Raw genomic sequence first — 14,705 nt, forward strand, 5'->3', positions numbered from 1 at the left:
CTTGTGACCACTGAACCTGTGTCCTGATCGACCCATCTGCGGCGTATGATGTGCAGAAAGACATTCTTTCCACGTATAGGAAAATCCTGGACCGTAGCCTCTGGAAAGAAACCTTTGGAATGGAGCTTCGCATCACCATGTCCCTCGGGGGCATGGTTCTGTTCCGTAAAATAAAAGTGAAGTTCTTCTCCTTTAATCTCGTGCTTCTTTAAATCAAAATAGGTGACAAGCACTTCGGGAAGCAATAAATTGGCTATGGATGATAGTGAATCTGAGAGCATACGTGTTTTTGCTCCAAAGTTCTTTTATTTTTGGTTACTCCACAACTTTTTGTGTTGAGCCACTCTTTCTCGTCTCTTAGCGCGCAAAAAAACATCAGGAAACAAAAAAGCCCCTCATTTCTGAAGGGCTTTTGCTTTGTACAGGCGGAGAGACTCGAACTCTCACACCTCGCGGCACTAGATCCTAAGTCTAGCGTGTCTACCAATTCCACCACGCCTGCAAAAAAAATGTATAATAAAAGAACTTTTATACTACTCTAACGCTTTGTGCTAGACATCTAGCGTGCCTGCCCGTACCGAGGGTACGTTCGGGCGGGTCTACCAATTCCACCACGCCTGCATTAGTTCCGTTTGTTATCGGGATGCAAATATAAAGCATTTTTTGAATTCTGAAATACTTATGCAATAAAAATTTCTTTTTTGTATTTTTATCGTTTATACAAAAATTGAAATGCAACAAATAACAGAGTACCTCAACAAAAACAAGGACCGTTTTATTAATGAACTAATAGAATTCCTAAAAATGCCTTCCGTAAGTGCAGACCCTGCTTTTTCACAGGACGTATTAAATACCGCCGATGCGGTAAAAACCGCTCTCTTAAAAGCTGGTTGCGACACGGTAGAGATTTGTGAAACTAAAGGATACCCTATTGTTTATGGAGAAAAAATAATAGATCCAGCACTTCCTACTGTATTGGTTTATGGCCATTACGATGTGCAACCTGCAGATCCTATTGACCTATGGGACTCCCCTCCTTTTGAACCCGTTATTAAGAAAACCGACATCCATCCTGAAGGCGCTATCTTTGCCAGAGGAGCTTGTGATGACAAAGGGCAGATGTATATGCACGTAAAAGCCATGGAATTTATGGTGAAAAACGACAAATTGCCTTGTAACGTTAAGTTCATGATTGAAGGGGAAGAGGAAGTTGGAAGTGAGAACTTAGGCGAATTTGTAGCCAATAACAAGGAAAAACTTGCCAATGACATCATCCTAATCTCAGATACTGGAATGATTGCCAAAGACGTGCCTTCTATTACTACCGGACTTCGTGGTCTTAGCTATGTAGAAGTAGCCGTAACCGGTCCAAATCGCGATCTGCACTCCGGACTCTATGGTGGTGCAGTGGCTAACCCTATAAATGTGCTCACTAAAATGATCGCTTCCTTACACGATGAGAACAATAGAATTACTATCCCAGGATTTTATGATAAAGTAGAAGAACTATCCCAAGAAGAGCGCAACCAAATGGCAAAAGCACCTTTTAATTTAGAGAATTATAAGAAGGCGCTAGACATTAACGATGTATATGGAGAAAAAGGATACACCACAAATGAGCGCAACTCCATACGCCCAACTCTAGATGTTAATGGTATTTGGGGTGGTTATATTGGAGAAGGTGCTAAAACCGTTATTGCGAGTAAAGCTTATGCCAAAATTTCTATGCGCTTGGTACCACACCAAGAGTGGGAAGAAATCACCCAACTTTTTAAAGCTCATTTCGAAAGTCTAGCCCCAGCAGGTGTTACTGTAGAGGTAAAGCCACATCACGGTGGACAAGGTTATGTTACCCCAATTGATAATGACGGGTACAAAGCAGCCTCAAAAGCGTATGAAACTACCTTTGGAAAAACACCAATTCCACAAAGAAGTGGGGGAAGTATTCCTATCGTAGCCCTGTTTGAAAAAGAACTGAAGAGCAAGACCATCCTAATGGGCTTTGGCTTAGATAGCGACGCCATTCACTCGCCCAACGAACATTTTGGCGTTTGGAACTACCTTAAAGGAATAGAAACCATCCCGTATTTTTACAAATACTTTACGGAACTATCCAAAAAATAAATTTTTAAAATCCGCTCCTTTTCGAGCGGATTTTTTTTTTGACGCAATGCTAAAAAATAAGCCATAGATGTCGGTTCGAGCGCAGTCGAGAACTTTTTCAAATCAAAAGCCGCAATCCAAAGAGAACATAATTTCAATTAATTTTCACGAATGCAGACAAATTCACAATACCTACAAGGTTGGGGAATCCTTGTAGGATTAAAAGGTTCCACTTTGAGCCTGCATGTCAGCCGGGGCATGGCGCATTCAGGAACTCCATTCAAGACAAAATAAGCACTAAACTAATTTGATAGATCAGGCTTCAGCCACTATTATTCGTGAAAACAACCCCTTTTTTAACCGCTTGCTACCAACCTAGTAAACTTGAATCTTAACAATTAAAAACACCTCTACACTTGTAGAATTAAAAATATTGTTCTATGTTTGTAGAACACTTAATCTAAACAAAGATGAAACTGTCTAAATCCGAGGAAGAATTAATGAACCATATCTGGCAACTCAATAAAGCTTTTATGAAAGATTTACTTGAGGCCTACCCAGAACCCAAACCTGCCACCACCACCGTTGCTACATTGTTAAAGCGAATGGCGGACAAAGGTTTTGTAGGCTATAACCTCTTGGGAAATGCACGGGAATATTTTCCCCTTGTTAAAAAGAAAGATTATTTCTCTAAACATTTGAACGGCCTCATAAAGAACTTCTTTAACAATAGCGCCACCCAATTTGCCTCTTTTTTCACAAAGGAAACAGACCTAAGCAAAGAAGAATTGGAAGAATTAAGAGCCTTAATAGATACCGAACTCAAAAACAAATAGCTATGTGGATGTATCTTCTAAAATTTAGCGCATGCCTTCTGGCTCTACTCCTGTTCTATAAAGTGGTGCTGGAGAAGGTACATATCCATCATTTTAAAAGATACTATCTCTTGGCGGCATTTATCATCGCCCTAGGAATCCCATTAATTACGTTTACCCAATATGTAACGGTGGTGGTACAGCCTTTACCTCAACCATTGGTTATAGAAGCTAATTTGCACCAACAAGCACCATCCCCAGTGCCTTCCAATTTGCTGCCACTTCTATTATGGGGCTTGTATGGATTGGGAGTAGCAGTTTTCACCATTAAATTCTTGCTAAACCTGAAATCCATAATAAGTAGTATCCGTAACAATCCTAAACAGCGATCCGGAAAATTGCAGCACGTGCTCGTAAAAGAACAAATTGCACCACATACCTTTTTTAGCTACCTCTTTTTTAACCTAAAAAACTATAGGACCTATAAGATACCACAGGAAGTATTTTGGCACGAGGAGACTCATGCAAGACAAAAACACAGCATGGACATACTGCTGTTAGAATTGCTTCAAATAGTTTTCTGGTTTCACCCGCTTATTTATTGGGCAAAACACTTGGTAAAACTAAACCACGAATTTCTGGCAGATCAGGCCGTATTGAAGAAAGGGGCAGCAGTCCCTGCCTATCAAAATCTAGTACTGGCATTCTCATCAAATGCTATAGCACCAAAATTGGCAAATGCCATTCATTATTCATCAATCAAAAAACGAATCGTTATCATGAAAACACAAACATCGCAAAGGGCCATCTGGCTGAAAAGTTTACTGTTATTGCCTTTAATGGTCCTTTTACTTTATAGTTTTAGTACCAAGGAGATTCTCGAAATTAAGAAAGTAGAAAAAGAAACTATTCTTCCTGATCATTTAAAAGAAAAGAAAACTGGTCATGAAATATTTTATGATTCCAATATCCAAGTAATTCCAGAACATGAAATTTTGATATCTATAAATAAATATGGCCAGCTTTTGGTCGAGGATAATTTTGTTGAGATTAATGATTTAAAATCTCACCTGCTAAATTACAACCAAGGCCTTTCTAAAGAACAAAAAAGCCAACTCGTCAAAGCCATAATTCGGGTTGATAAAGAAACCCCGGACAATATTATTAAAAAAACAGAAGCCATTTTAATGGACTACGGAGTGGCGACCATTGACATTAAAGAGGGTATAAATCCTCAAGACCAGGAAGGAGCTAGCACCAAGAAAATCCGTAGATTTAACACACTCGCCAAAAAAGTCAATGAATCGCTCCCAGAAGCTGCACCCAATAAGATTAACCTTTTAATAAACAAAAAAAGTCAATTTTTAATAAATGGGGATTTAATAACAATAGATAAGCTTCCAGCTGCCATTCAGGAACTACAGAAAGAATATAAATTAAATCGAGAAGAAATCAGTTTTGTCTCTCTGACCGCAGATTTACTTACTCCCAAAAAAACAGTAAGTGAAGTAATAGAAATCATAGAAGAACAAGGCTTAACTGTAATTGTCACTAGTCATCAAGTTCCGCAAATGGATACCTTATATACTTACAACAGATTAGCCCAACGAATTAAAACGATTCCCGAAAATAGAACGGCTAATCTCATTTATTTAAAGGATATATACGCCAAAATGAATACTTCACAAAAAAGTAAAGTGCAGCATCCAGATCGTATTACGGAAAACACTCACCCGCAGGATGGAGCCACCAAAACAGAAATCGAGGAATATAACAAACTCGCCAAGCAATACAATGCACAACCTATAAACGACCGTATTGTTAAGAAAAAGGATTTGGAACGTTTAGAATATATCTATAACCGTATGAGCGATGCCCAAAAGAAAAATGCTCTACCATTTCCTGAATGTCCACCTCCACCAACTCCAAGCGCTCCAAAATCTTCCAAGGTAGAAAAAGGAACTAAGGTGCCGCCTCCACCCCCACCTGCCCCAGCACCGAGGGTAAAAAAAGGGGGAAAAGACAATTTTCCGCCCCCACCACCACCTCTTAACAACCCCAATCAAGGAAATTATTCCGACGAACTATTAACATCTTATAAGAAATTCAACAATAAGGCCGATGCTTACGCGCAAGCAATAGTTGCTTATAATAGGAAAGGAGAGGGAACCCTCTTAAAACTACATAACCTGCTTGAGGAAATATTGGTATTGCACGATAGCTATATGGAATTGGCAAGAAAAGAGGGTCTAATGAGTCCAACAAAGGCCACCCCCAAGGATAATGAATAATGGAAATTTAAAGAATAGATATCCATTACGGCAAGTGCCAAAACATACAATGAATTTAAAGAAGTATACACGATTAAAGTGGATCATTAGCAAATACCAGAACTAGTAATATCCATAAATGAGGAATCTCATTTATGGATATTATAATTTTTGAGCTATTGTTTAGTATTGCTCCAACAAGTAGTTTAGTAAATCTGTAGTGGTTACAATACCCACGAGCTCCCCATCATCAACCACTGGTAAAGCGTGAAACTCCTCTTTAGATAAGATTTCTGCCACTTCTCTAATCGTTTTGGTAGAAGACACATGCACAGGGTTGTTCACCATTACCTGCTCTATGCTTAACATATTATAAATAGCCGTGTCCACATCAGAATCTTCTTCCCCATACGAATCCACAAAACTAATTCGCAATAGATCGGTTAAACTTAGAATACCGACTATTTTTTTATCACTTACTACTGGAATATGACGAATCTTATGTTTTTTAAACAATTTCTCTGCATCCAATAAACTATTGGTGTGATTAATTGTAATTAAATCGGTCGACATTATTTTTGATACTAACTCTCTCTTTTTCATATTATTATACTTTACATCCCATTTGTAATACCATAAAGATCACTAAGATTAGGAACTTAACATATGACATAAGTCAGGTTAAAAGAGAATACTTTAGATGAGTACTCGTGTTTGGTTTAGCGAAGTAAACTAATAAGAAAGAAATTCCGAAAAGTACTGTAAAAGGCATTCTAAGCCATTAGGAAAGAGCTGCATTACGTTTAATATAATAGGACATATATATCAACCAGCCCAATGTACAGGCCTCTACTACTCTTTGAAACAATCCAATATAAGGTCCTGTTGCATCATTTATTAAAAGCCCTACAAAGCCGTAGGCCAGGATTCCACAGGCTAGTGAGACAATCCGCATGGTGGATTTAGAACCAAATCCTATTAATATAAGACCACTAGGCACCACTATATAAGTGAACGTTCCTACAATTGTATGTATTATTTGTGAAGCAGACGGATCTATAAACTGAGGGTTACAGCCTATATCACACGGGAAAAGCGAAACGATAATTGTACCTATCCCATAAAAAACACCTACTACCCAAAACCCTAAACTCACTAGTTTTGATTTTGGCAATACTAACGGGGCAAGAAAGGAAAAAATAGCAATAGAAATTCCACTAGGAATGAATCCGGCCCACCTTAGTAACGGACCATATGTGGTACCATGCGCATAGGATTCACTGATTAGTTGCCGAGTGTGACTATAATCTTCCATAAAAATGCCACCCATGATTGTTGCTAATACAAATAATAGCACCCCACTTAGACCGAACCAAAAGATCCTTATTCTAGTTTTATTTGGTTGGTTAGCCATTATAAAATGAATTAATTTCTAGTATGGTTAAATTCCCCACATTCTAGCCCATAAGGCCGATAGCAGCAGCTTGGCATCTCTTTTTAGTTTGGGAGTCTCTTCTACCACTACATCCCCTTCCATAGACTGTATTTTATAGCTAAAAGCGAATCTATCCTCATCTGGCTCCAAACTCATCAACCCAAAGCGGAGGTCATTAAAATAGAGTTCCCCATTATCCTCTACAATAGTATACCAACCCTCAGTAATTCCTTTTAATCGCTGCACTTTATCCTGTTGCGATAAATCCCCTAGTAATTGATGGTTTTTAGGGTATCGACTAAAATGAATGGGCTGTTGGTCAAAAAAAGAATAATTTCCTATCAGGTAGGCGTCCCCTACATCAATATTTGCCGCCCAAAGTATGGTGTTAAATGGGGATGGTCTTACCGTTATCTCCTTATAAACTATTCCTTGATCTTTTAGGTTCTGGGTGATCTTATTGTAAGCAAACCCCTTTAACAAAAGGGTAACCCCCAAGTAAGCGGTACTCACCGTTAGCCCCAGCTTATTGTATTGAGCACGTTTAGAGGAATCTCGTTTTTGCATCATAGTCAAAATGAGAAACGTTAAAAACGGCAAAGTATATAGGGGGTCTATTACAAATATACTTTGAAAGGCCAGCTTATATCCAAACGGCCAGAATAATTGTGTTCCCCAGGTGGTAAAAGAATCGAGAATAGGATGCGTAAACAGGCCCCAGAACATAAGCCACGACCAATCTTTCCAACTAGCAGGTTGTTTTCGTTCCAATTTATAGATGCACCATCCAAATAGTGGAGCAAACAGAATGGAAAAGAAGATAGAATGCGTAAATCCCCTATGCCATTCAATAGCGGATACCGTATCGGTAAAATAATTCGCTATAATATCTAAATCGGGAATAGTCCCTGCAATAGCGCCATATAGCATGGCCTTATTGCCTACTTTCTTTCCTAAAACTGCTTCCCCAACCGCAGCACCGAGTACTATTTGTGTAAGTGAATCCATTTTAATTTTATAATCCTCTAAACCTAAAAATAAACTAGCTCCTTCGCATTTCGTATTGCTAACAGCCCCATCTCGAAATGATATCGTTATTCTACAATTTCCATCTTCTTCAATAAAAAGGAAGCATTCATATTCTGACAAATTCCATCTTTAAACGTATAGTCAAAATGTAGTTCGTTATCAATAATTTCCGCATCAAAATAATGATTCTTAATTTGTGGGAGATCTGCTGATGCTTCGCATAGGCTTAAATCGTGAGTAGCAATAATACCAGTAGATTTAGACCCCACTAATTTCTCCACAAATTTTCTAGACCCTCTAGCCTTATCCAAGCTATTGGTACCTTTTAAGATTTCATCGAGTACTATGAAATAATTATCTGTTTTAATCTCATCTACAATGAATTTCAATCTCTTTAATTCCGAGAAAAAATAGGACTCATCATCGGTAAGAGAATCTGTGGTGCGCATACTAGTAATTAGCTTTATTGGAGTGTACTCTACCTCTTCTGCACAAACAGGAAGTCCCATATTAGCCATAACCAATTGCAAAGAAACAGTCCGTAAGAAGGTACTTTTACCTGCCATATTAGCTCCTGTGATAATAAAGAACTGTTCTCTTTGGATATCGATATCATTAGGTACCGCTTTTTTAGGATCCAATAATGGATGCGATGCCCTAGTGGATTTTAATACCGTATTATTTCCCACCAATTTAGGAAAGGTATATGCCGGATGGTTATAGGCAAAATTCCCCATACTGTTATAGGCATCAAAAAATGCGATGGTAGCAAACCAATGCTCAACTTTAGCACCGTGCTTTGCAATCCAGGCTTCCAATTTGTACCCCTGGCGCAGATCCCATAGTAAAAGTCCGTTCCCAAATAGACCAAATATCATATTATTACGCTGATCTAAAGCACTTAATTTGGCAGTGAAATCTTTTAGAAGTTTAGAGGCAGGTTGCTCTTGCGAGAGCACCGTATTTCTTTTTCTCCTTAATAGGTCCGATTTAAACTCAACCTCTTCTATCTTTAATATAAGCCATTGATATTGCTGAAAAGTACTTTGCACTCTATTGGCATCCGCAGCCAATTTACCGGTTTTCCCAATAAAAAATCCAGTGAGCAATAACCCCACCAAAAAAATGATTATAATAGGATACCCAGGAAGCAGGCCTAGAAAATATCCAGCAAGAAAAACTAATGAAATCAGGGTAAACACATTTGGCAACCACTTCATAAGTTTTGGGACGTAGGCTTTGTACCCTTTTAACCAAGAAACAATTGTTTTTGTACTTTCATCTGTCTTTACCATAGTGGCAGTCGCAGAAAAATCTTGTCGCCAATCGGGCATTTGGGAAAGCTCTTTTACCGCTTCTTGTCTAGGTAATATTCCATCAATATTATTAAACAAAAATAAATCTACCAGGTGGTTGCTACCATCGGGTAAAGCCGTTCTGTTGCTATATTGATAAAAAGATCCCTTACCAAACAGGTCTATATCCTGAGCAAAGTAGTGACTATCGTCCTTATACTCGTTACCATCTGGAAGGTGGTGGTAATTGCGATTCAGGACCTGAATCTCAGTTTCGTTTATACGGATTAAAGCTAAAATCTTATCCCTTTTGTATTGTAGGTCTATATGTTTACTCACTAGCAAAAGAAAAAGGGCAATGGTTATAATTATAATCCCTATGACTAGTTTTGTATTTCCAAAAAAGAAATACACGCCAAAACTCCCCAATAAGAAAACCGCCAAACGCAGAATACTAGAAATGAGTAATTGTTTTTTAACCACCTGAAGCAACTCCATCTGAGCTGCTATTTTTTTATTATAAAATGATATTAATTGATCCATAAGGGAAGATAAAAACACTAATTCTTTAGGAAAACTTATTGATCCCGCAGTTGAGCTTGTAATTTTTTGGTGAGTTTTGCCACTACTAGGTCATAGGAGTGGTCTATTAATTCCCGAACTAAATACGGAGCTAATTTTTCTACATAAATGGTATTCCAATGGACTTTACTCATATGGTAACCCGGAATAATTTTACCGTCATGGAGTTCCCTAAGTTCAATAGCTTTCTCTGGGTCGCATTTTAAATTGGCCCTAAAAGGAACTTCTTCTAAAGAGGTGAGGGCAAACATTTTCCCCATCACCTTGAACACCAAGGTTTTTGAATCGAATGGGAATTCTTCTGTCACCCCCTTTTTATCCAAACAATAGGTTCTAAATTCTTCTATATTCATTCCTAAACTAACTATGGATTTTTAAAAAGGACGGCACAAAATTAGGTTCACCTATCTCCAGCCCTACGACTTACTAGATACTGGTTGAATCGTAAACGATCACCTTGGTCCACAAGTCGCTAGACTCTTTTACAAACAGTAAGTGTGGCTCCTCTTTCTGATACTTTTCCTGTGCTTCTGCAGATTCGAATGTCACCACTAAAGAATAGGTAAATGATCCATCTACCACGTCCCTGGACGCCTTTGGGGGTGTACCTATAAACTTGGTTTTGGCATACTGAGAATGGTCTAAAAACTTTTTAAGAGAAGTTTCAAATGCCTTTCTATCTTCAGCATTATCAGGATTCTTCAACCAAAAATACACGGTATGCACAAAATTTGAGTCAAATTGCTTCATTTTTTCATCTGTTTGGCCGCTTACTACGGTCATCGTTAAAAATAGTATTCCTAAAAATATGTTTTTCATATGTAATTCGTGTTTATTCCTTCAAAATTACGACCTGCTTTAGGTCATGCTTATACCATCGTTTTAAAATTGAATGGGCAATTCGGTATTAAATATCTAACAATCGCTTTTTCTTATGATCACTTAGTTCCAAGGCGCTATAGTCTAATTTCCATCCAATAGTCTGCACAATATTCTCTATTAAGAGTACGGCTTCTAAGGCTTCCCTATTCGCTGTATCCATTAATCCACTTGCAGGTATTTTCTCTTCGATGTGCTTTTTGGCTTCTACATTAAGAGAAGTAAGATCAGACGGAGTAAATACATTAAAAAATCCGTTTTTTATATCGTAAAATTGAAGATCGGGGGATATGGATAATATTTCGGGCTCAGGGAAATTGGTCAACACTATTTTCTTCTTCTCGTTATCCGCGTGCATCCGAAGTTTCTTTAGGTCGAATCCAATATGCACTTTAGCATTAATTACAATCAAGGCTTTCTTTTTGCTACTAACCAAACTAAGAAAGGATTCCTTAGTATTCTCATAGCGATATATTTCAGCAAAGTCGCCCTCCACAGTGATCAGTTTACAGACGCTCTTAATCTTATCCAATAAAACGGTAGACTGGTGTTCCGTAAGTTCTTTGTTCCTTTTCTTTCTGAACAAGGAGAATACCCAGTACATAGCAATAGCTCCAAGGATAAGCCCTAAAAAAAGTTCTAATATTTCATTCATGTGCGTTACTAATTTCGCCTAAATGGGTGTACTTAAATCCCTTATCATATTTTAATCCAACACCAAAACCCTATTCAAATAGGCATAGGAAAATAAAATTACACCAATTAGTTGGCACAAAGGTAAGGAAAGATAAATCCCTATTAAATAATTTGCGATTCCTATGTCCTTATATTGATAGAGATTGTAACCTAATGTTACTATCTATATTCTTTCAGCTACCCCAATTTCCTTAGAAGGAACATCAAAATTCCCTCTATATTTTAATAATTAATCTTCAATTTTGTACAGAACTGGTCTACTGGGACTTGCATCGTTTTCAAAAGGTGCCAGTTGCAGGTTTAAGAAGTATTTCCCATCTGGAATAGTATTAGCTACAAAAATCAATTCTGTAATAGTGGCATTCTGTCGCATCTTTCCTTCAACATCCCAAAATGCTCTATGGGCCAATAAGTTGCCATCATCTTTTTCTTTATCCACAGAAGGCAGGTCTATCAACAGGTGTTCTATCCCTTTGTCCCTTAATAACTCAGCCGCATCTTCCATCATATAGGGCGGGTTAGTATGGGAATATTGCCTAGATTTCTTTTCACTTAAATTGGGAATGGTCCGTATGACTACTGCTTCCCTATTTTTATTTCCCAAGGCATATTGTAACTGCTTTTTGGAAATCACAAAATCGTCTCCCATTTTTTCTGGAGCTACAGTAATCACCTCCGTCATAAAGAAATATTTAGATAGGCATTTATTTACCGATCGGAATTCTTCAGTTATATGTCCCACACATTCGGTATGTGTACCATGGGAGTGGGGGTTAAAGTATATATCATTAAAATTTGTAGAACCTCCCTCGGTAACTTTCCCTACAAATTCACCCTCTTTGTGAGGCTCTATTTTAGGAGGAGACAGGTACCAAGAGGTCACATTATTATCACCTCCTGTAATAGGGATAGAAATATCTAGGGGGTTTGTGAGGTCTATAGTATATTTTATTTTATTGTGTTTTATAATTGCTTTCATGAATGGTAATATTCTTTCTGTATTTTAATCTCAATTTATAATGTACTCCTACTTATTGCATTTTTTGGTAAAGTTGAATTGCTTAAAATATACATATAACCCTCTGCAATAATTGGAGCTTAGGTCCTGAAACAAGTTTAGGACAAGTTAACAATAAATAGGTCGGCCGCTATTCCGTCGCTTAAAAACTTTCCTTTTGGCGCTACTAAGAGGTGGTTATCTTTTATAACCAATAGTTCCTCTTTAATTTTCTGTTCTACTTGTTTTAATAAGTACGCATGAAACTCTTGACCAAAATCCGCTTTAACCCTATCCAAAGACACTCCCCAAATTGTCCGCAGTCCCGTCATTATATATTCGTTATAACGATCTGTTTTAGACAACACCTCCGTTTCTATAGGTAAGATGTTTTGGGAGATAGATTTTATGTATTTGGCATTGTTATTAATATTCCAGCCCCTTTGTTTTCCATCATAGGAATGCGCAGATGGACCAATGCCTAGGTATTTTTTTCCCTGCCAGTAGGCAGTATTGTTCTGTGAAAAATATCCCTCTTTTCCAAAATTGGAAAACTCATAGTTTATATATCCAGCTGCTGTAAGTTTATCTACTAAAATATGGTAGTGGGCTTCGGCCAATTCATCATCTACCGGTGCTATTATTCCCTTATCTATAAACGCTTTTAAAGCGGTTTTGGGCTCCACGGTAAGGGCATAGCTGGAAATATGCGGGATTTTAAACGATAGTGCTTTTTCTATATTGGCCTCCCAGCGCTCATTGCTCATCCCTGGAACACCATAAATTAAGTCGATCGAAATATTATCAAAATAGGCAGTTGCTAGGGTGATGCAATCCATCGCTTCTTTAGCGTTATGAGCCCTATTCATCAATTTTAAATCGTCTTCAAAAAAAGATTGAATACCAATACTCAACCTATTGATAGAAGTACTGGCCAATTCTTTTATCTTATGCTCAGATAGGTCATCGGGATTTGCTTCTAGGGTGATTTCTGGCGCTTCTACCACGTTGTAATGATGGTGGACTGCAACCAGAATCTGTTCTATTTCCGAGGCTTCTAAAACCGATGGGGTACCCCCTCCAAAATAGATGGTATGTACCTCTTCATTAGAAAAATCGGTTTTCCTCATCTCCAATTCCAGTATCAAAGCCTGTATCATTGCCTCTTTCTTCCCCATACTGGTAGAGAAGTGAAAATCGCAATAGTGACAAGCCTGTTTGCAGAATGGGATATGTATGTAGATGCCGCTCATTTTCAGTGATCAGTAATTAGTAATCGGTAGTCAGTTTTGTTTGGAACCAAATTTTTGAGGATTTGCCATCATATAATTAATTAATTTGCCCACTTGATGACTTTCCTCCATAAGCTCATCAAAAATGTGCTTTTCTAAGTATTTACAAGAAAGAGCAAACGCTAGCCATGACTGTAATTCCAAATTTTCCGCATCACTATCACTTAATTTACTGATAAAATGTTTTTGATACGGTCGCTTTCCGTAGGCCTCGGCAATATTTGCAGACACACTTCTTGAACATCTCCTAACCTGATCCGTTAAGGAATACACCTCCTCTTTTGGAAACGATTTTGACACTTCAAAAATACGCATTGCCAAATCAAAAGATTTGCGATAAGCCAAAAGATCTTGAAATCTCATATTATTATGTTTGACCACTGTTCACTGATTATTGCTTACTGGCCACTGACCACTGATCACTGTTCACTGATTACTTCTTCACCCGTTTCTCGTTTTGCTTTACGAAGGCTTCCCATCCGCTATAGTTTTTGCCGACTTCTATACGGCCTTCGTTATAGAAATGACATACTGCTGCGGCGAGTCCGTCGGTGCTATCTAGGTTTTTGGGTAGTGTTTTTAGTTTAAGGACACTCTGTAGCATTTTGGCTACCTGTTCTTTACTGGCATTTCCGTTTCCGGTGATGGCCATTTTTATTTTTTTAGGTAGGTATTCCGTTATGGGAATTTCTCGTGATAATCCTGCGGCCATGGCCACCCCTTGGGCTCTACCTAGTTTTAGCATGGATTGTACGTTCTTCCCAAAAAAGGGAGCCTCAATGGCAATCTCATCAGGGTGATAGGTATCTATCAGCTCTATGGTGCGTTCAAAAATAAGTTTCAGTTTGGTATAGGGATCGCTATATTTTTGCAAAAGCAGTTCGTTCATTTGGAGGAACTCCATTTCTTTATTCACCACTTTTATTAGGCCGAAACCCATGATAGTGGTACCGGGATCGATCCCCAATATAATTTTTTCGTGTTTCAAAAAAAGCTATTTGTTAGTTACTATTGAGTCCCTCCCTCGGGCAGGCCCGAGAACACGAACTTTAGCTAACTTAAGTTTAGTTATCTTTATGGAAATCAGGGAAGCAAGTATCCTAACCTTGTCGTTCATTGGTGCCGCAGAGCCCTTTATTGAGTTTAGGTATGCGTGTCTTTAAAACACGAATTGGTGGCAACGACCCCTTATGATAGACTATCTTTTATCAAAGCACGCTGGGTACCAACTTCCCATAATATCCATACATCATGACAAAGATAATAAATTATGACACGGCAGGGATCGATGTTTCTTCTAGAGACCATTATG

15 protein-coding genes and 1 tRNA gene are annotated in these 14,705 nt (G+C 38.1%); 3 read left to right on the forward strand and 13 right to left on the reverse strand.

Annotated features, from left to right (window positions below):
• Positions 1-281, reverse strand: a 281-nt coding sequence (locus H344_RS0116020; RefSeq protein WP_456236337.1) for an ISAon1 family transposase N-terminal region protein, incomplete at its 3' end; no start/stop codon positions are given.
• A 139-nt stretch (positions 282-420) separates the two neighbouring features.
• A tRNA-Leu gene (locus H344_RS0116025) sits at positions 421-502 on the reverse strand.
• 230 nt (positions 503-732) lie between these two features.
• Between H344_RS0116025 and H344_RS0116030 the strand changes: the two genes are divergently transcribed.
• The 3 genes from H344_RS0116030 (at position 733) to H344_RS21240 (ending at position 5,209) form a co-directional block, all read left to right on the forward strand.
• Entirely contained in the window at positions 733-2,124 is a 1,392-nt protein-coding gene (locus H344_RS0116030; RefSeq protein WP_026811217.1) for a dipeptidase, read from the forward strand.
• A 449-nt stretch (positions 2,125-2,573) separates the two neighbouring features.
• Positions 2,574-2,939, forward strand: a complete 366-nt coding sequence (locus H344_RS0116035) for a BlaI/MecI/CopY family transcriptional regulator (RefSeq protein ID WP_026811218.1) — start codon at positions 2,574-2,576, stop codon at positions 2,937-2,939.
• A gap of 2 nt (positions 2,940-2,941) precedes the next feature.
• Positions 2,942-5,209 (forward strand): M56 family metallopeptidase, encoded by a 2,268-nt coding sequence (locus H344_RS21240; protein ID WP_051254371.1) that lies wholly within the window; start codon positions 2,942-2,944, stop codon positions 5,207-5,209.
• 162 nt (positions 5,210-5,371) lie between these two features.
• On the opposite strand, the gene H344_RS0116045 is transcribed toward H344_RS21240, so the two are convergent.
• From H344_RS0116045 to ruvC, 11 genes are all read right to left on the reverse strand, one after another.
• Positions 5,372-5,791 carry a CBS domain-containing protein gene (locus H344_RS0116045; protein ID WP_026811219.1) on the reverse strand — a complete coding sequence of 140 codons (420 nt, stop codon included), beginning with the start codon at positions 5,789-5,791 and terminating at the stop codon, positions 5,372-5,374.
• Positions 5,792-5,969: 178 nt separating this feature from the next.
• The gene (locus H344_RS0116050; protein WP_026811220.1) at positions 5,970-6,602 is read right to left on the reverse strand and encodes a DUF998 domain-containing protein; all 633 of its coding nucleotides are present in this window, start codon (positions 6,600-6,602) and stop codon (positions 5,970-5,972) included.
• Between the two features lie 27 nt (positions 6,603-6,629).
• Complete coding sequence (locus H344_RS0116055; protein WP_026811221.1) at positions 6,630-7,631, reverse strand: metal-dependent hydrolase; 1,002 nt, start codon at positions 7,629-7,631, stop codon at positions 6,630-6,632.
• An 86-nt stretch (positions 7,632-7,717) separates the two neighbouring features.
• Positions 7,718-9,490, reverse strand: coding sequence for a MutS-related protein (locus tag H344_RS0116060; protein WP_026811222.1), 1,773 nt, complete (start codon positions 9,488-9,490; stop codon positions 7,718-7,720).
• Positions 9,491-9,525: 35 nt separating this feature from the next.
• Positions 9,526-9,882 carry an MmcQ/YjbR family DNA-binding protein gene (locus H344_RS0116065; RefSeq protein ID WP_026811223.1) on the reverse strand — a complete coding sequence of 119 codons (357 nt, stop codon included), beginning with the start codon at positions 9,880-9,882 and terminating at the stop codon, positions 9,526-9,528.
• A gap of 73 nt (positions 9,883-9,955) precedes the next feature.
• The gene (locus H344_RS0116070) at positions 9,956-10,348 is read right to left on the reverse strand and encodes a Dabb family protein (protein WP_026811224.1); all 393 of its coding nucleotides are present in this window, start codon (positions 10,346-10,348) and stop codon (positions 9,956-9,958) included.
• A gap of 88 nt (positions 10,349-10,436) precedes the next feature.
• On the reverse strand, positions 10,437-11,063 hold the full coding sequence (locus tag H344_RS0116075) for a DUF4230 domain-containing protein (RefSeq protein ID WP_026811225.1): 627 nt from the start codon (positions 11,061-11,063) through the stop codon (positions 10,437-10,439).
• Between the two features lie 270 nt (positions 11,064-11,333).
• Positions 11,334-12,083, reverse strand: coding sequence for a cyclase family protein (locus tag H344_RS0116080; protein WP_026811226.1), 750 nt, complete (start codon positions 12,081-12,083; stop codon positions 11,334-11,336).
• 137 nt (positions 12,084-12,220) lie between these two features.
• The gene (hemW, locus tag H344_RS0116085) at positions 12,221-13,354 is read right to left on the reverse strand and encodes a radical SAM family heme chaperone HemW (protein WP_026811227.1); all 1,134 of its coding nucleotides are present in this window, start codon (positions 13,352-13,354) and stop codon (positions 12,221-12,223) included.
• Positions 13,355-13,384: 30 nt separating this feature from the next.
• Positions 13,385-13,756, reverse strand: coding sequence for a four helix bundle protein (locus H344_RS0116090; protein ID WP_026811228.1), 372 nt, complete (start codon positions 13,754-13,756; stop codon positions 13,385-13,387).
• Positions 13,757-13,826: 70 nt separating this feature from the next.
• Positions 13,827-14,381 (reverse strand): crossover junction endodeoxyribonuclease RuvC, encoded by a 555-nt coding sequence (gene ruvC / locus H344_RS0116095; protein ID WP_026811229.1) that lies wholly within the window; start codon positions 14,379-14,381, stop codon positions 13,827-13,829.
• Between the last annotated feature and the right edge of the window lie 324 nt (positions 14,382-14,705).

This window comes from Arenibacter latericius DSM 15913, from assembly GCF_000424985.1.
GTDB lineage: Bacteria > Bacteroidota > Bacteroidia > Flavobacteriales > Flavobacteriaceae > Arenibacter > Arenibacter latericius.